The organism is Paratractidigestivibacter sp. (assembly GCF_963660155.1).
Lineage (GTDB): Bacteria > Actinomycetota > Coriobacteriia > Coriobacteriales > Atopobiaceae > Paratractidigestivibacter.
Map to the genome: position 1 here is coordinate 128,331 of NZ_CAVKWG010000048.1, position 16,824 is coordinate 145,154.

General features: G+C 64.7%; 15 protein-coding genes. 3 read left to right on the plus strand and 12 right to left on the minus strand.

The annotated features are described in order from the left end of the window. Positions 1 to 113: 113 nt before the first annotated feature. From U5709_RS09620 to U5709_RS09660, 9 genes are all read right to left on the minus strand, one after another. The gene (locus U5709_RS09620; protein ID WP_321971775.1) at positions 114 to 1,514 is read right to left on the minus strand and encodes a sensor histidine kinase; all 1,401 of its coding nucleotides are present in this window, start codon (positions 1,512 to 1,514) and stop codon (positions 114 to 116) included. A 9-nt stretch (positions 1,515 to 1,523) separates the two neighbouring features. Beyond that, on the minus strand, positions 1,524 to 2,216 hold the full coding sequence (locus U5709_RS09625) for a response regulator transcription factor (protein ID WP_321971776.1): 693 nt from the start codon (positions 2,214 to 2,216) through the stop codon (positions 1,524 to 1,526). 19 nt (positions 2,217 to 2,235) lie between these two features. Continuing rightward, positions 2,236 to 2,925, minus strand: coding sequence for a phosphate signaling complex PhoU family protein (locus U5709_RS09630; RefSeq protein ID WP_321971777.1), 690 nt, complete (start codon positions 2,923 to 2,925; stop codon positions 2,236 to 2,238). Position 2,926: 1 nt separating this feature from the next. Then, a complete protein-coding gene (gene pstB / locus U5709_RS09635) occupies positions 2,927 to 3,721 on the minus strand; it encodes a phosphate ABC transporter ATP-binding protein PstB (RefSeq protein ID WP_321971778.1) in 795 nt (264 codons plus the stop codon). 11 nt (positions 3,722 to 3,732) lie between these two features. Then, complete coding sequence (locus tag U5709_RS09640; RefSeq protein WP_415913457.1) at positions 3,733 to 4,557, minus strand: phosphate ABC transporter ATP-binding protein; 825 nt, start codon at positions 4,555 to 4,557, stop codon at positions 3,733 to 3,735. After that, the gene (gene pstA / locus U5709_RS09645) at positions 4,554 to 5,513 is read right to left on the minus strand and encodes a phosphate ABC transporter permease PstA (RefSeq protein ID WP_321971780.1); all 960 of its coding nucleotides are present in this window, start codon (positions 5,511 to 5,513) and stop codon (positions 4,554 to 4,556) included. The genes U5709_RS09640 and pstA overlap by 4 nt, the downstream gene beginning before the upstream one ends. Beyond that, positions 5,506 to 6,408 (minus strand): phosphate ABC transporter permease subunit PstC, encoded by a 903-nt coding sequence (pstC, locus tag U5709_RS09650; protein ID WP_321973286.1) that lies wholly within the window; start codon positions 6,406 to 6,408, stop codon positions 5,506 to 5,508. Before pstC ends, pstA begins: the two co-directional genes overlap by 8 nt. 84 nt (positions 6,409 to 6,492) lie before the next feature. Continuing rightward, positions 6,493 to 7,410, minus strand: a complete 918-nt coding sequence (locus U5709_RS09655; RefSeq protein ID WP_321973287.1) for a phosphate ABC transporter substrate-binding protein — start codon at positions 7,408 to 7,410, stop codon at positions 6,493 to 6,495. Between the two features lie 470 nt (positions 7,411 to 7,880). After that, positions 7,881 to 8,561, minus strand: a complete 681-nt coding sequence (locus tag U5709_RS09660; RefSeq protein WP_321973288.1) for a hypothetical protein — start codon at positions 8,559 to 8,561, stop codon at positions 7,881 to 7,883. 764 nt (positions 8,562 to 9,325) lie between these two features. On the opposite strand from U5709_RS09660, the gene U5709_RS09665 reads away from it, so the two are divergent. Genes U5709_RS09665 through U5709_RS09675 form a run of 3 tightly spaced genes read left to right on the plus strand, consistent with a single transcriptional unit; the run spans position 9,326 to position 13,543 of the window. Continuing rightward, positions 9,326 to 9,817: a MarR family winged helix-turn-helix transcriptional regulator gene (locus U5709_RS09665; protein WP_321973289.1), complete on the plus strand. Its 492-nt coding sequence runs from the start codon at positions 9,326 to 9,328 to the stop codon at positions 9,815 to 9,817. Continuing rightward, positions 9,796 to 11,634, plus strand: a complete 1,839-nt coding sequence (locus tag U5709_RS09670; RefSeq protein WP_415913458.1) for an ABC transporter ATP-binding protein — start codon at positions 9,796 to 9,798, stop codon at positions 11,632 to 11,634. Before U5709_RS09665 ends, U5709_RS09670 begins: the two co-directional genes overlap by 22 nt. A 13-nt stretch (positions 11,635 to 11,647) precedes the next feature. Further along, positions 11,648 to 13,543 carry an ABC transporter ATP-binding protein gene (locus U5709_RS09675; RefSeq protein WP_322154036.1) on the plus strand — a complete coding sequence of 632 codons (1,896 nt, stop codon included), beginning with the start codon at positions 11,648 to 11,650 and terminating at the stop codon, positions 13,541 to 13,543. Positions 13,544 to 13,636: 93 nt separating this feature from the next. Here the strand turns inward: U5709_RS09675 and U5709_RS09680 are convergent, their stop codons facing one another. From U5709_RS09680 to U5709_RS09690, 3 genes are all read right to left on the minus strand, one after another. Continuing rightward, complete coding sequence (locus tag U5709_RS09680; RefSeq protein WP_321971786.1) at positions 13,637 to 15,421, minus strand: ABC1 kinase family protein; 1,785 nt, start codon at positions 15,419 to 15,421, stop codon at positions 13,637 to 13,639. Positions 15,422 to 15,432: 11 nt separating this feature from the next. Further along, positions 15,433 to 15,855, minus strand: a complete 423-nt coding sequence (locus tag U5709_RS09685) for a hypothetical protein (RefSeq protein ID WP_321973290.1) — start codon at positions 15,853 to 15,855, stop codon at positions 15,433 to 15,435. A 276-nt stretch (positions 15,856 to 16,131) separates the two neighbouring features. Further along, positions 16,132 to 16,791, minus strand: coding sequence for an HAD family hydrolase (locus tag U5709_RS09690; protein WP_321973291.1), 660 nt, complete (start codon positions 16,789 to 16,791; stop codon positions 16,132 to 16,134). Positions 16,792 to 16,824 lie beyond the last annotated feature (33 nt).

Here is a 16,824-nt window from a genome sequence, read left to right on the forward strand (position 1 = left end):
CCTGCACCTGCGACAGTCCCTTTTGCAGGTCCAATGCAGGTCCAATGCAGGTCCCAATGCAGGTCCAGGTCGCGTAGGAAGCGACCTGCAAAAGGGACTGTCCCCAATGCAGGTCAGAAAGAAACGGTGATGGTCGTGCCCTCGCCGAGCTCGGACTCGAGGCTCACGTCGGCGTCGTGGAAGTTCGCAGCGTGCTTGACGATGGCGAGCCCCAGGCCCGTTCCGCCCATGTCGCGGCTGCGGCCTTTATCGACGCGGTAAAAGCGCTCGAAAACCTTCTCCTGCGATTCGGGCGGGATGCCGATGCCGGTGTCGCTCACGCGAAGAGTCGGTCGCCCGTCGATGGGCAGCACCCACACGAAGACGCGCCCGCCCTCCCGGTTGTAGCGGATCGCGTTCTCGACGAGGTTCTTCACGAGCTCGTCGAGCAGGTGCGCATTGCCCTCGATGTGCGTGCTCACGCCCTCGCACTTGAGCTTGACGCCGGATTTCTTTGCCTTGCGCTCGAGGCGCGAGCAGACGTCTTGGGCGACGCTCAGCAGGTCGACGCGCTCGAGCGGGCCGAAGAGCGACGAGCGCTCGCCGGCGCGCTCCGTCTCGTCGAGCTTCGAGAGCATGAGGATGTCGTTTACCAGCATCGAGAGGCGCTGCGCGTCTTTGTAGATCCTGCCGGCGAAATCCTGCACGTCGTCGGGCCTGCAGATGCCGTCGCGGATCAGCTCCGAGGCACCCGAGATCGCGGCGATGGGGGTCTTGAGCTCGTGGGTCACGTTGCTCGTGAACTCGCGGCGCATGTCGTTGGCGTCCTGGATGGCGCTCATACGGTCGACGAGCTGCTTGTGCTGGTCGTTCAGGCGGTTGACCAGGGGATCGAGCTCCTCGTAGGGGGCGTCGGCTTCCTCTGCCGCCGGGTCTATCTCGAGAATCGGCCGCGTGATGCCGGCCGAAAGGGCGCGCGCGACGAACCAGCTCACGCCCACGATGGCGCAGGCCAAGCACGTGAGCAGCAAGATGTCGCTCGAGAGAAACGACACGACGCTCGCCCGCTCGACCGAGATGCGCAGGACGTCGCCGGACCCCAGCCGCTGCGCATTGTAGAGGCTCACGTAGCCGAGCGTCTCGGAGCTGCGGTCGGATTGGCCGCGGCCCACGGCCAGGGCTGCCGCGACCTCGGGGCGGTCTGAGTGATTTGGCAGCGTGGAGGCCTCGGCCGAGCTGTCGTAGAGGACCCGACCGTCGGGCGCCACGAGCGTCGCGCGCAGCTCGCCCAAAGAGAGGCTCGCCAGCACGGAGGGGTCGTCCTCGGTCTGGTCGAGCAGCGAGCAGAGCGTCTCGCACTCCCCTGCCAGCTGCGAGTGCTCGTCGGCGAGAAACGCGTTCTGGAACACGAACGCCGAGGCAGCCGTGACCACGACGGCCACGACGGCGCAGGCGCACACAAACGCCAAGAAGACCTGGCCCGAGAGCGAGGTCTTCTTGGCTTTACCGGATTTGTTGAATAAACCCCAGGTCAACGGCACTCCTTAACCGCGCACGCGGTAGCCGACGCCGCGAACCGTCTCGATGAGGTCGCTCGCGTTGCCGAGCTTGGCGCGGACCTGCTGCACGTGGACGTCCACCGTGCGGCTTCCGCCGTCGAAGTCCCAGCCCCAGACGCGCTGCAGCAGCGACTCTCGCGAGAAGACGACGCCCGGGGACTTCATGAGGAAGCTCAAGAGGTCGAACTCGCGCATGGTGAGCGAGAGCTCGCGGCCGTCGAGCGTGGCCTCGCGTCGCTCGGGCCACACGCACACCGGGCCGACCGTGACCGACTCGGACTCCTCGCTCGCCGGCTCGCGGCCCGCGCGGCGCAGCAGGGCGCGCGTGCGGCTCACCATCTCCATCATGCCGAACGGCTTGGAGAGATAATCGTCGGCGCCGCCGTCAAGTGCGCGGACCTTGTCGAGCTCGGTGTCCTTGGCGGTGAGCATCATGACGGGCACGTTGGAGATGCCTGGGGTCTTGCGGATGCGGGCAAGGATATCGAGGCCGTCCGCGTCGGGGAGCATGATGTCGAGAAGCACCGCGTCGGGCTTTCGCTCGGCGCAGACGCGTCGGAACTCGACGTCGTCGGCGCAGCCGACGGCCTCGATGCCGCCCTGACCTAGGGCATAAACCGAGAGCTCGCGGATGTTCTTGTCGTCCTCGACGTAGATGACCAACGGTGACGCTCCCATAAAACCAACCGATCCTTACTTACTCGAGCCCCGCTGCCTGACTGGGCTTCTCCTCGACCTTGTGCTCGCCGGTCACGCGGAAGATTGCCCACGCGGCGACGCGCTTGGCAAGGTCGCCGATGCGCTCGAAGTACTTGGCCACCATAAGGAGCTCGGGCAGGTACTTTGCGGACGACTTGCCGTCGCGGATCAGTTTGACGAGCTTCTCCTCGACGCTGTTATACAAAGAGTTTACCTTCTCGTCGGCCTCGACGACTTTGGCCGCGAGGTCCACATCGGAATTGGCGAAGGCGTCGACGGCGTCGCTGACCATCTGGGCGGCCTGTTCGCTCATTGCCAAGATCTCTTCACAGATCTTGCCGGCGACCTTGTCGGGGACCTCCTCGACGAGGAAGACGACGTCGCGGGTCATGCCGTCGATGTGGGAGAGGTCCGAGACGATGCGGAAGGCGCCGGAAACGAAGCGCAGGTCATCGCCGATAAGCGGCTGCTGGAGCAGCATCGCGTCGAGACACTGGTCCTCGATGGACTGGCGAAGACGGTCCTCTTCCTTGCGGCCGTTGACGACGCCCTCTTGGGCGCCGTGATCGCCCGCGGCGGCGAGGCCGGCGGCACGGATGTCGGCGGCGCACTTCTCCTTGAGGCGGATGATGAGCCCCTGGATGTCGTCGAGCTGGTGGGCGAACTTGGTGCGGGTCTGCATAACCATATCAGCTGAACCTTCCTGAGAGATATTCCTGCGTACGGGTCTGTTTGGGGTTCGCGAAGAGCTCGCGCGTCGGCGCGGCTTCGATGAGCTCGCCCAGGTAGAAGAAGCAGGTCTTGTCCGCCACGCGGGTGGCCTGCTGCATGTTGTGGGTGACGACGACCACGGTGTGGTCCTGCGAAAGCTCGCTCATGAGCTGCTCCACCTGGACGGTTGAGATGGGGTCCAGGGCGCTTGTCGGCTCATCCATGAGAAGCACCTCTGGGTTGGTGGCAAGGGCGCGAGCGATGCACAGGCGCTGTTGCTGGCCGCCGGAAAGCCCGAGGCCGGACTGGTCGAGCTTGTCCTTGACCTCGTCCCAGAGGGCGGCGCGGGTGAGGCAGCGCTCGAGGATCTCGTCGCCCTCGGCGCGGCTGAGGCGCTTCATACGGGCGGGGCCATAGAGCACGTTGTCGCGGATGCTCATGGGAAACGGGTTGGGGTGCTGGAAGACCATGCCCACGTGCACGCGCAGGGCGTTCGAGTCCATCTTGAAGATGTCTTGCCCACGGAATTCGATGGTGCCCTCGGTGCGGACGCTCTCGACGAAGTCGCACATGCGGTTGAAGGTACGGAGCAAGGTGGACTTGCCGCAGCCCGAGGGGCCGATGAAGGCGGCGCAGCGCCTCTCGGGGATCTGGAGGTCGATGTGCTTCAAGGCCTGGAAGTCGTCGTACCAGAGGTTGAAATCCGAGATCTTGAGGGCAACGTCGGCCTGCGCAAGCTCGCGGTAGTCCGACCGGGCGAATTCTTTTTCCATCTGGGTCTCCATTAACCGAACCTGCCCGTCAGGTAGTCGACGAGGCGCTGGTCCTTTGGTACGCGGAAGATCTGGCGGGTCTCGCCCGCCTCCACCATGTCGCCTACGTAGAAGAAGGCGGTGCGGTCGGAGACGCGCGTGGCCTGCTCCATGTTGTGGGTGACGATGACGCAGCAGATGCCGGACTCGGCAATATCGCGGATCGTCTCCTCCACGGCGAAGGTCGAGATGGGGTCAAGCGCCGAGCAGGGCTCGTCGAAGAGCAGGACGTCAGGTCTCATCGCCAGGGTGCGCGCGATGCAAAGGCGCTGCTGCTGGCCGCCGGAAAGCGCGTAGGCGCTGCGGTCGAGCTTGTCATTGACCTCGTCCCAGAGTGCCGCCTGGCGCAGGCTCTTCTCGACGAGCTCGTCGGCCTCAGCCCTGTCCGCCACGCGGCCGTGGCGCCTGGGCGCAAACAGGATGTTCTCGCGGATGGACTTGCGGAAGGGTGTGGGCTGCTGGAAGACCATGCCAATAGACTTGCGCAGCTCAAAGAGGTTCTCTTCGCAGGTGTTTATGTCGTGGTCGTGGTAGACGATCTGCCCCTCGACGACGCACTTGGGGATCTCGCGGTTCATGAGGTTCAGGCACCGCAGGAAGGTGGACTTGCCGCAGCCCGAGGGGCCGATGAGGGCGGTCACGGTGCCCTCGTCGAACGAGAGGCTCGTGGGGTGCAGGGACTCCTTGGTGTAGTCGTACCTGACCGAGACGTCGCGGGTCTCGAGCAGGTGCGACGAGACGACGGTCGGCGCGGCCGGGGTGCCGGCGGGTTCGTTGTTCATCATTTCCTCGCTCATTCGCTCGTCATCTTCTTTGCCAGGAACTTGCCGAGAAGACGCGCGAGCACGTTGAAGAGAAGCACGCAGATGATGAGGACCGCGGCGGTGCCCCAGACGATCTCGTCGTTGCCGGGGGTGGGCTCCATCTTGAGCTTCCAGATGTGGACGGCAAGGGTCTCTGCGGGACGGAAGATGTTGAAGGGGTTGCGGGAGCTCGAGAGGCTCGCGGCGAAGTTTAGGTTAACGGCGGCCGAGCCCGAGGTGAAGATCAGTGCCGCGGCCTCGCCGAAGACGCGGCCGGCGGAGATGACCACGCCGGTGACGATGGCGGGCATGGCAGCCGGGAGCAGCACGTGGATCGTGGCCTCCCAGCGCGTGAGGCCCATGGCGAGGGCGGCGTCGCGCTGGCTGCGGAGCACGTCCTGCAGCGCCTGCTGGATGACACGCACGAGGATGGGGATGTTGAACATCGTGAGCGCCATGGCGCCGGCGATGATCGAGATGCCCCAGCCGAGCGTGACCACAAAGAAGAGGCTGCCAAACATGCCAACGACGATGGAGGGCAGGCTGGAGAGGGTCTCGATGGCCGTGGAGGCGGCCTTGGTCACCCAGTTGTCGGGTGCGTACTCCACGAGGAAGATGGCGGCGCCGAGGCTGATGGGGACCGAGATCAGCAGGGTGATGGTCAGCATGTAGAAGCTGTCGAAGAGCTCTGAGCTGATGCCGGGGTTCTCCTTGGCCGTGGGGCTCGTGGTCAGAAAGCCAGGGGTGAGCGCGCGGCCGAGGCCCTTGATCAGGATGTAGGCCACGATGGCGGCCAGAAGCCCCAGGACGAAGACGACGATGACGGTGAGGATGCCCGTGGCCACGCGGTCGGCGCGTCCGATGCGGCGCGCGTGGGCGTCGAGGTCGACGGCAAGGCCGCCTTGCTCGACGCAGGCCGCCTTGGAGGTAGTGTTCTTCTCACTAGCCACGGTCCTTGCCTCCCTTGCTGCCGATGACGTGGATGATCAGGATGAAGAAGAGCGACATGCCCATGAGGAGCAGGCCCAGAGCCCACAGGGCGTGGTACTGCGCAGATCCGGTGGTGGCGTTTGAGAAGCCCGAGGTGAGGGCCGTCGTGAGCGTGGCCGCGGGCGAAAGAAGGCCCGCGGGCATGATCTTCTCGACGCCGCCGATGACCATCTGGACGGCGAGGGTCTCGCCGAAGGCGCGGGTCATGCCCATGATGACGGCGGTCATGAGGGAGGGCGTCGCGGACTTCAGGACGACGTGCCAGACGGTCTGCCAGCGGGTGCAGCCGAGGGCATAGGATCCCTCGCGGTACTGGTTGGGAACGGCGGCGAGCGCGTCGATAGAAAGCGTGGTCACCGTGGGCAAGATCATGACGGCGAGCACGATGGCGCCGGAGAGGATGCCCGCGCCCGTGCCCGCGGCGTCGCCGAAGATGGCTCGCATGGCGGCGTTCACCACAGTGAGGCCGATGAGGCCGTAGACCACCGACGGGATGCCGACGAGAAGCTCGACCAGCGGCTGGAAGACCTTGCGGCCGAAGCTCGGCTGGACCTCGACGACGAAGATGGCCGAGCCCAGCGCGACCGGCAGCACGAAGAGCGTGGAGAGCGCCATGACGCCGAAGGACGTGACGATGAGGGGCAGCGCGCCGTACTTGCCCTCGGAGGGCACCCAACTCGTGCCGGTGAGGAACGAGCCGAAATCGATGCCGTCGACGAAGAACGCGGAGAGGCCCTGCTGGGCGACCATGAAGATCAGCGTCACGACGATGATCGCCACGAGGACGACGCACGCGCCGGTGAGGCCCAGGCCCACGTTCTCGAGCCGGCGCTTCGGCAACAGCTGCTTTGCCATTGAACGACCTTTCTCGGGTTTGCAGAAAGCGAGGCGGGCGCCGGATTGTAAGGAACCCGGCGCTCACCTCGAAGGAAGGGAGGGTTACTTGGAGGAGACGGTGCCGTCGGCGTCCTTCTTGACCTTCATGTCGGAGACGGGGATGAAGCCCTCCTCCTCGACGAGCTTGCCCTGGACGGCATCGGACATCATGTAGTCGATGAAGGCCTGGGTGGCGGCGTCGGCGTCCTTGGCGGTGTACATGTGCTCGTAGGCCCAGATGGTGAAGTCGCCGGAGCAGACGTTTTCGGCGGTGGGGGCAACGCCCGCGACCTTCAGGGCCCTGAACTTGGCGTCGTCGAAGTAGGAGAAGGCCAGGTAGGAGATGGAGCCCTCGGTGGTCTGAATCTTCTCGACGACGGTGCCGGAGGACTCCTCCTCGGCCACGGGGGCAAAGGTATCCGGAGCTTTCTCGCCCGCGAGGACCGCGGCCTCGAAGGTGGCACGGGTGCCGGAGCCGGCCTTGCGCTCGATGACCTGGATCTTGCCGGCGGTACCGCCGACCTCGGACCAGTCGGTGATGGTGCCGGTGAAGATGCCCTTGAGCTGCTCGAGAGTCAGGTCGTCGACGTCGACCTTGGGGTTGACGATCGGGCCCATGCCCACGACGGCCACGGTGTTGTCGACGAGGTTGGCGGCGGTGTCGGCATCGAGCTTCTCCTCGGCAAAGACGTCGGAGCGACCGATCTGGGCCTTGCCGTCCTTGACGTCAGACAGGCCCTGGCCGGAGCCGCCGCCGGTGATGGCCACGGTGACGTCGGGGTACTCGTTCTCGAACTCGAGGGCAGCGGCCTCGACGAGGCCCTGGAACGAGGTGGCACCGGAGCAGTTGACGGTGCCGGAGCTGGAAGCGCTGGAGCCGGAGCCACCGCAGCCGACGAGACCGAGGCCGGCGACCGCCACGGCGGAGGCGCCGAAGCCGGCGAGGAACTGACGACGAGAGAGGCTATCGAGCTTGGACATGGATCTCCTTCCGAAGTGTTGCCGGGTGCCGCCTTGGCCAGGCGCACAGGCTCTATCAAGGAAGCATCCTAGGAGCCGTCCAGAGCTTACAAACCAGCATTCATCAACCCTTACGGCGGCTTGATTCAGCCTTACATGGCGTTAACAAACCATCGGGATTCGCTTACCTCAGGCTAATATGTGCCACCTGACCTGCAGCCTTACAAAGAGACACGTCTCGAGCACGTTTTGTAAGCCGCCTTACATTTAGACGCTCTGCAGCATGCCCCTCTTCAACATGCGCCCCGAATCTTCGCCATCCAGCAACGCTCGTTCATGTTGAGCCCCGAATTCGCTGAATCCAGCAACTCGACATCGCAATGCGCCCCGAATTCTCGCCATCCAGCAATGCGACGTTGCTGAATGACGTGAATTCGGGGCTCGCGGAACCAGTGCGTTGCTAGATGACGTGAATTCGGGGCCCGTTCCGGTCAAACCACGTTACCAATGCGCGCGAGCTCCTTGTAAAGCTCGACATGCTCGCGCTTCCTGCGCAGCGCGTCCTCTGCAGAACGGTGCCGACGCGGATAGCCCGCCTCCTCGCGCACCTTCTCAACGAGGTACTCCATATAGTTGATGTTGCGGTATATCTCGCGGTTTACGCGGTACTCGCCGATACCCATAGCCTTGAGCTCGTTGCCGCGAACGGTATCGGAGAGCACGCCCTCGCGCGTCATATGGCACTCTTCGCCGTCGTACTCGATCGCGACCGGGCTCGCATCGGAGCCGGGCCAAGGCGCGATGAGGATATCCGGCTTGCGAATGCCCCGATCGTTGGTACTCGCCCCCAAGCGCTCGACCTCAAGCGGCTTGTTCATAGAGAGGAGCTTGAGGCCGAAGCCCTTCTTGGCGGCGGGCAGGCAGAGGCGAAGAACAAGCTTCGTTTCCATCGGCGAGGCAGATTCCGCGACGGCAAGCTTCAGCGCCTTCTCGAGGGCACGCGACCCCTTCACTCCCCCGACTTCACGTAAGAACACGGTGAGACGGGCGGGGTCAGTAAGCGGTTTTGCGCGCTGCGCCATCCCGCCTTGATAGCCAGGGGCAACCGAGTAGGTGCCCATCATCTCACAAAGAAGCACCGTGAGCTCGAGCTCCGACAGCGAGCCCGCCAACTCGAGCGCAGTAAGCTCCGGACCGGAGCACCACAAGCCTTCACGCACTTGGAAAACCGAGCCGGACGGAATCCGCGCACCCCAAACCCTCGAGACATATGCAGGTCGCCTTCTGGCGCCCGAAGGATTCGAGGTGATGGTTTCCAACGGCTCGCCGGCTCGTCGCAGGGCCGAGGAGCCGCGCACAAGGTCTCGGGCCGTGTAAGCGTCCATCGGCTCGTTGGGCGCAAGCGTCGTCTCGAGGTTCCTCGCTCGCGACGAGAAGTCGAGCGCGGGGTCGCGAAGAAGTCGCAAGGCAGTTGTATGTGAAATCAAGGCATCCATAGGGGGAGCATAGGCAGTTACCGCACGAGATCAGCTCTCACCTGCGATGTTTTCAAAATTGTCTTACCGAATTCTTACCGAATTCTTCCCGGTTTTCAATAATGCCCAGCAAGGCGCCTCGCGGAAGATACCGGTAAGAATTCCCCGTTCAGACCCCAGCAATCATTCGCGGGGCATAGGGCTCCGCTCACCCGGAGCTCTCCACAGCGGCGACGCATTATTCGTGACGAGAGGGATTTCTTACCGAGGGGCCTGTCGATACACGTCGGGGCGCATCGTGGGGCACGCGAGCCGACGCCCGTCGGCCGGCCGGCGTCGGCGCATTATGAAGATTATTCGGTACCTTACGAATAATCGTTAGGTACCTTGTAATCAGCAAATCACGGCCGTAGTATTACCAAGACAAAACACTGCTAAACACATTTGAGGGGAGGTTGAAGATGAACTTATCAGACGAACAAATCGCAGCTAGCAGGGCCAACGAGACCGTCGAACAGCGCATCTTGCACTCGTTCGGCTACTTCGGCCACTACATGTTCGTCAAGCGCGGCGGCCTCGGCGGCAAGCAGCACGTCCTCAAGACGCTCTACGGCGTCGAGCACGGGCGAATCGCGCAAAAAGAGCTGCTGGCCATGACGAGCACCACATCGGCGTCGCTTTCCGAGGTCCTCGCCAAACTCGAGCGCGAGGGGCTCATCGAGCGCGGCCGCTCCGAGACGGACAAGCGCCAGCTCGAGATCAAGCTCACGCCCGAGGGCACCCAGATGGCGAGCGACCTTATCCGCGAGGAGGAGGACTTCGAGGCCGGCGCCCTGAGCGTCCTTTCGCCCGACGAGCGCGCGCAGCTGATCGGCTTGCTCGACCGCATCTTCGACGACTGGAGAGAGAAAGACAAACAAGAAAAGGAGGCATGCCCGTGCAGCAAGAACTAAACGCAAAGGAGAAGGTCAGCTACGGCCCCATCCTGAAGCGCCTCGGCCAGAGCATCCGCGAATACAAGAAGTACACCGTGGCCACGCCGCTGCTGGTCCTGGGCGAGGTCGTCTGCGAGATGGCCATCCCCTTCCTCACCGCGGCCCTCATCGAGAACATCCAGGCCGGCGCAACCGTCGAGGAGCTCCTGCGCCCCTCCGCCATCTTGGTCGCGCTCGCGCTCATCTCGCTCGCCTTCGGCGTCGCCGCAGGCGTGACCTGCAGCTACGCCAGCTGCGGCTTCGCGAAGAACCTGCGCCGGGACCTCTTCTACAACATCCAGCGCTTCAGCTTCGCCAACATCGACAAGTTCAGCTCGAGCTCGCTCGTCACCCGCCTCACCACCGATATCACCAACGTCCAGCAGGCGTTCATGATGATCATCCGCATCGCCGTGCGCTCGCCTCTGTGCCTGGTCTTCGCCTTTATCATGGCCACGGTCATGGGCGGCCCGCTCGCCCTCGTCTACCTGGTCGTCCTTCCGCTCCTGGGCATCGGCCTCTTCTGGATCATCGGCAAGGTGCACCCCATCTTCACGAGCGTCTTCCACAAGTACGACGCCTTAAACGAGTCCGTCGAGGAGAACATCACCGGCATGCGCGTCGTCAAGAGCTACGTGCGCGAGGGCTACGAGAAGAACAAGTTCGCTCGCGCCGCGCAGGACGTCTGCCGCGACTTCACCCGCGCCGAGAAGCTGCTGGCCTTCAACAACCCGATGATGATGCTCGCCATCGACCTCACCTGGGTCGTCATTATCTACTTCGGCTCCCAGGTCATCATCACCTCGGGCGGCATCACCTTCAACGTGGGCCAGCTCTCCGCCATCTTTACCTACGGCTTCCAGATCCTCATGAGCCTCATGCAGCTCTCGATGATCTTCGTGATGGTGACCATGGCCGACGAGTCCGCCCGACGCATCGACGAGGTCCTCACCGCCGAGCCGACGATCAAGGCGCCGGCCAACGCCGTCAAGACCGTGGCCGACGGCTCCATCGACTTCGACCACGTGGGCTTCAAGTACTCCGAGCGCGCCGAGCGCGAGGCCCTCTCCAACATCGACCTGCACATCAAGAGCGGCGAGACCATCGGCATCATCGGCGGCACCGGCTCCTCGAAGTCCACGCTGGTAAACCTCATCGCCCGCCTCTACGACGTGACCTCCGGCACCGTCCGCGTCGGCGGCGTCGACGTGCGCGACTACGACCTCGAGTGCCTGCGCACCAACGTGGCCATGGTCCTGCAGAAGAACATCCTGTTCTCCGGCACCATCGCCGAGAACCTGCGCTGGGGCGACGAGGACGCCATCGACGAGGAAGTCCACGAGGCCGCGCGCCTGGCCTGCGCCGACGAGTTCGTCGACGGCTTCCCGAAGGGCTACGACTCCTGGATCGAGCAGGGCGGCTCCAACGTCTCCGGCGGCCAGAAGCAGCGCCTGTGCATCGCCCGCGCCCTGCTTCGCCGCCCGAAGGTCCTGATCCTCGACGACTCCACCTCCGCCGTCGACACCAAGACCGACGCAAAGATCCGCGAGGGCCTGGCCTCCTACCTGCCCGACACCACCAAGATCATCATCGCCCAGCGCACCGCCTCGGTTGAGGACGCCGACCGCATCGTCGTCATGGACGGCGGCCGCATCGCCGACGTGGGCAACCACGCCGAGCTCATGGGGCGCTGCGACATCTACCGCGAGACCTACACCTCGCAGAACAAGATGACCGAGGACGAGGCAGCCGCCATGGACGCCGCGGCCGCGAAGGGAGGCGATGGCCTTGAGTAACGAGAAGAAGAACATGCCCAAGCGCGCCCAGATCAACCCGGCCTCGGCCGCTCGCCTCATCAAGACCCTGTTCTCGTTCTATCCGCGCCTGCTACCGGCCGTCGTCGTGTGCCTGCTCATCGCGGCCATCACGAGCTGCTTCGGCGCCGTGTTCCTGCAGAGCGCGCTCTCGGTCATCACCGAGTTCACGCAGACCGGCGACTGGGGCGACGCCCAGCCCAAGATCTTCCAGGTCGTCTCGACGCTCGCCCTCGTCTACATCGTGGGCCTCGCCGCGGCAACCTTCTGGAACCGCGCCATGGCGACGGTCACGCAGGGCTCGCTCGAGCAGCTGCGCGAGAAGGTCTTCAACCGTATGCAGGACCTGCCCATCAGCTACTTCGACACCCATCAGCGCGGCGACATCATGTCGCACTACACCAACGACATCGACGCCCTGCGCCAGATGATCTCGCAGTCGCTGCCGAACCTGCTGCAGACCTGCGTCGTGCTCGTCACCGTCTTCATCATCATGCTGTACTACTCGGTGTGGATGTGCGCCGTCATCGTCGGCGGCGTGGTGGTCATGAGCATCCTCACCAAGGTCATCGGCAGCATGTCGGCCAAGTACTTCGTGGCCCAGCAACGCGAGCTCGGCCAGGTCGAGGGCAACATCGAGGAGATCATGAACGGCCAGAAGGTCGTCAAGGCCTTCTGCCACGAGGAGGCCGCCAAGGTCGACTTCGACAAGATCAACGAGCATCTCTACGAGGTTTCCCAGCAGGCCAACATGTACGGCAACATCCTGGGCCCCGTCCTCATGAACCTCGGCAACCTCGTCTACGTCATCGTGGCGCTGGCGGGCGGTGTGCTGCTCGCCTCGGGCGTGCCGAACCTGAGCCTATCGGGCCTGCCGCTCTCCATCGCGGTCGTCGTGCCGTTCCTCAACATGACCAAACAGTTCTGCGGCCAGATCGGCCAGATCTCCATGCAGATCAACGCCGTGGTCATGGGTCTTGCCGGCGCCGAGCGCATCTTCGCCCTCATCGACGAGGAGACCGAGGAGGACCACGGCTACGTGACCCTCGTCAACACCAAGTACGACGAGCGCGGCAACCTGGTCGAGTGCGACGAGCGCACGACCGACTGGGCCTGGAAGCACCCGCACGAGGACGGCACCGTGACCTACACCCCGCTCGCCGGCGACGTGCGCATGGAGGGCGTGGACTTCGGCTACACCCCTGACCACCAGGTGCTCTATGACGTGTCCGTCTACGCGAAGCCCGGCCAGAAAGTCGCATTCGTCGGCGCCACGGGCGCGGGCAAGACCACGATCACGAACCTGATCAACCGCTTCTACGACATCGCCGACGGAAAGATCCGCTACGACGGCATCAACATCAACAAGATCAAGAAGGGCGACCTGCGCCGCTCGCTGGGCGTCGTCCTGCAGGACGTGAACCTCTTCACCGGCACCGTCATGGACAACATCCGCTACGGCAAGCTCGACGCCACCGACGAGGAGTGCGTCGTCGCGGCCAAGCTCTCCGGCGCCGACGACTTCATCCGCCGCTTGCCGCAAGGCTACCAGACGATGCTCTCCGGCAACGGCGCCCAGCTCTCCCAGGGCCAGCGGCAGCTCATCTCCATCGCCCGCGCGGCCGTGGCCGACCCGCCCGCGATGATCCTCGACGAGGCCACGAGCTCCATCGACACCCGCACCGAGGCCATCGTGCAGCGCGGCATGGACGCCCTCATGACCGGGCGCACCACGTTCGTCATCGCGCACCGCCTCTCGACCGTGCGCAACTCCGACGTGATCATCTGCCTCGACCACGGCCACGTGATAGAGCGCGGCAACCACGACGAGCTCATCGCCAAAAAGGGCTATTACTACCAGCTCTACACCGGCGCCTTCGAGCTCGAGTAAAGGCTGCCCGCCCAGCGTCCTCGCACAGAGAAGCCCCCTGCGCCGCCTTTCGGTGCAGGGGGCTTTTGCATAAGCCGTGAGGAGTTGTCAGCGTCAGCGTCTCTTCTTGCGGCGGCCCTCCGAAAGGATCTCGTGCGCCACGTAGAGGCCGATGACCAGCGCGATGACGAAACCCGCGAAGCCGATGATCGGGATGCCGAAGATGACCGGCTGGATGCGCGCATAGTAGATGACCGAGGAGCCGATGAAGAGGCCCGCGGCGATGATACCCAGCGTGAGGCGGTCGACGATGTGGCCGAGGTCCCCGAAAGGGTCCTCTGTGCCGGCGATGTCCAGGTTCATGCGGAGCTGGCCGCGCGTGAGCATATGCATGGCGTGGCCGGCCTCGCTCGCCGCCATGAGCAGGCCGTGGCTCGCGGCAGCGCCCTCGCGCGCGTAGCGCTTGGCCTCCCGCGCGGCAAGGTCGCTCATGCTCTCGTGGGCGCGAAGGTGCCTGCGGATGATGTCGACCATAGAGGCGTTGGGCAGAAGGTTATCGACCACGCCCTCGAGCGTGACGAGCGCGCGGGCGAGCATGGTCACGCTGCCCGGCATCTCGATGCCGTTCTTGCGCGCCATGTTGAGAAGCGAATTGACGAAGGCGCCGATGTCGAGCTCGGAGAGATCGGCCGCGCCGTAGTTGGCAATGATGGCGTCGAGCTCGCCCAAAAGGTGCGCGTGGTCGATCTCGGTCGGATCGCTCGAGCTGAAGCGCAGAAGGCCCTCCTCGAGCGCCGCGGAGTCGCGCGTCGCCACGGCCATGACCATGTCGGAGACGGCCGCGCGGTCGCCGGCGGAAAGACGGCCCATGATGCCGAGGTCGAGGTAGACGATCTTGCCCTCGGACACCACGAGGTTGCCCGGGTGCGGGTCGGCGTGGAAGAAGCCGTCGTCGAGCATCTGCGACGTGTAGTTGTCCATAAGCTTCTCGCCGATCTCGGCCACGTCGTAGCCGAGCGCGGCGAGCGTGACTGTGTCGTCGATGGCGACGCCCTCCACATAGTCCATAACGACCACGTGCCGCGTGCAGAGCTTAGGGTAAGGCTTGGGGCAAGAAAGGAACGCGCAGCCTGCGTTGTTGCGGCGAAACTCCTCGAGGTTTCTCGCCTCGACGAGGAAGTCCGTCTCCTCGCGGAAGGATTGCCAGAGCTCGTCGACGACGCTCTTGAGGTCGAGGAACTGGTCGGCGCCCATAAAGCCGCCGAGCCGGCGAGCGAGCGAGCGCATGATCGAGATGTCCTTGGCCATGACCTCCTGCACGTGCGGCCGCTGGACCTTTATGGCCACGAGCTCGCCCGTGACGAGGCGCGCCTTGTGGACCTGCGCGACCGACGCGGAGCCCAAGGGGTTGTCGTCGATGGCGTCGAAAATGTCCTCGATGGGCTCGTCGTACTCGTCGCGGAGCGCCTGCAGGACCGTCTCGCGGTCCATGGGCTCCACCTCGGTGCGCAGGCGCGAGAGCTCGCGCGTGAAGGTGGGCGGCAGGATCTCGGAGCGCATCGAGAGAATCTGGCCGGCCTTAACGAAGGTGGGGCCCAGCTCCTCGAGCATCTGGCGAAGGCCCTCGGGCGTGAGGCCGTGAAAGATGTCGTAGCGCCGGACGATGGCCATGATCTCGCCTATGCGGCGCATGCGGCTCGAGCGGGTGAGGTCGTACTTGGACGTGTCCTTGGCGCGACCGCCGAACAGGCCGATCGTGTCCGGGCCATCGTCGTCGAGCCCTTGGCTCACCTCCTCGTACCAGGTATTGAGGATGCGGTCATAGTCGGGCCGACGGCCGCCGGCGAAGTCGTCAGCGGCCGTCGGCCCGGCCTGGTCTTTGATGTCCTCGGATGCCACGTGCGGAAGCGCTACTCGACGTCGTCGGCCTCGACGGCGTCGTCGACCGCGTCGGCCACGGCATCGGCAACGTCGGCGGCCTTTTCCTCGGCCGTGTCGAAGACGTCCTCCGCCTTCTCCTTGGCAGCCTCGGCCTCGATGGCGGCGCTCATCTCGGCGACCTTGGCGGCGTAGGCAACGCGTTCCTCGGGCGTCATACCCTGGAGCTTGCTCTTAAGGGCGGCGTCGGAGGCGTTGCCGACGGCGGCGTCGAAGCTCTCCTTAGCCTTGCGGGTGAGCTCGGTGTTGAGGGCGCGGCCCTGCTCGACGGTGAGCTCGCCCCTCTTGACAAACTCATCGACGACCTTCTGGGACTTCTCGGCGGTGGTGGCGACGGCGCCAACGCTCGCGAGGAAGACCTTGTAGAGGCTGTCGCCCACATCGATACCGGCCATGTGCGGCTCCTTCCATGGAAGCAACTCGACTGATTCGCGGGCCAGGCCCGCATATGGTCTCACTTTACCCGTTACGCCAGCGGCGGATTCATACGTATCCGCAGGCGGCGAGAATTTCGGCGGCCCTGGCGGCGTGCCCGCTTTTTTCGGTTGTGGCCACGGGCGCCGGCCTTGAGCCCGGTAATTTTCGGTTGTGGCCCCGAGCCATAGTCACAACCGAAAGAAAGAGGGCAAGCAGCGCCGATCCGCGAGCGCGCCGCAAGGACGCCGCCTACCTTAGCCGAGAAGAACGCGCCGCAGCTCATCGACCGTGTCGACGATTGCAGCGCAGCCGGCCCCCTCGAGCTCGGAGCGCGGCGCGGTCCCGCCGTAGAGGACGCCCACGCAATCCGCGCCGAACCCGGCGGCGGCCTCGGCGTCGAAGCGGCGGTCGCCGACCATGACGGCGGCGGCGGGGCCCACGCCGAGCGTGCCCAGCACCCGCCCGAGCGCCTGCTCTTTCGAGTCGCCGTAGTCGTTTAGTTTGCCCATAGGGCAATCGAAGAGCTCGAGGACGCCGTTATCCTCAAGGCCGCGCGCGAGGAGCTCGTTGCGCTTGGAGGACGCCGCGCCGATCATCTTGCCTGCCTCCTTGAGGTCTTGCAGCAGCTCCGCCACGCCGTCGAAAAGGGGCCAGCCGGCCGGGCCGAGGCCCTTATAGATGGCCCGGTACTCGGCGGTGACCTCGGCCGCTTCCTCTTCCGAGAGCCCGTAGACCATCGAGAACGCCTGCGGGAAGGGCGGGCCCACGAGCCTGCGCAGGTCGCCCAGCTCCTCATCCGCCCAGCCGTGCGAATGCATGACGGTGCGCGCGGTGGAGACGATGCCCGAGATCGTGTCGGCGAGCGTCCCGTCGAAGTCGAACACCACGAGGTCCTTTGCGCTGAGGTCAGACACGGCGGCTCCTTTCCAAGCGGGTAACGATGCGAG